The organism is Kitasatospora kazusensis (assembly GCF_039529945.1).
Classification (GTDB): domain Bacteria; phylum Actinomycetota; class Actinomycetes; order Streptomycetales; family Streptomycetaceae; genus Kitasatospora; species Kitasatospora kazusensis.
On the sequence record NZ_BAAANT010000150.1, the window covers coordinates 1 to 520 of the forward strand.

Sequence of the window (520 nt, forward strand, 5' to 3'; positions counted from 1 at the left end):
GACCACGTCGCGCAGGGGGTGTTCGAGGTGGGGGTCGAGTGCGGCGCAGGCTTCGTCGAAGGCTGTGGCGAAGACGGGGTGGGTGTTGTGGAGTTCGCGGCCCATGCCGAGGCGTTGGGCGCCCTGGCCGGTGAACAGGACGGCGAGTTTGCCGCCGCGTACCGTGCCCTGGACGGCCTGCTTGCTGGGGGAGCCGTCGGCCAGTGCCTTGAGGCCGGCCAGCAGTTCTTCGCGGGTCTCACCGAGGGCCACCGCGCGGTGCTGGAAATGTGAGCGGCCGTTGGCCAGGGTGGCTGCCGGGTCGATGTTCTGATGCTGGGTCAGGAACTCGTGGAGGCGGCCGGCCTGGTCGCGTAGGGCGGGTTCGGTCTTGGCGGAGAGCAGCAGCGGCAGGACCGTGTCCTGCGGCTCCTCCGCTTCGGGCACCGTGTTCGGGGCGGCTTCGAGGATGAGGTGGGCGTTGGTGCCGCTGATGCCGAAGGAGGAGACGGCGGCCCGGCGGGGGTGGTCGGTCTCGGGC

At 71.2% G+C, this 520-nt stretch carries 1 protein-coding gene; it reads right to left on the reverse strand.

The annotated features are described in order from the left end of the window. Positions 1-520 (reverse strand): CurL C-terminal domain-containing protein (locus ABD330_RS32425; RefSeq protein ID WP_344469902.1); only part of this gene is annotated, 520 nt, incomplete at both ends.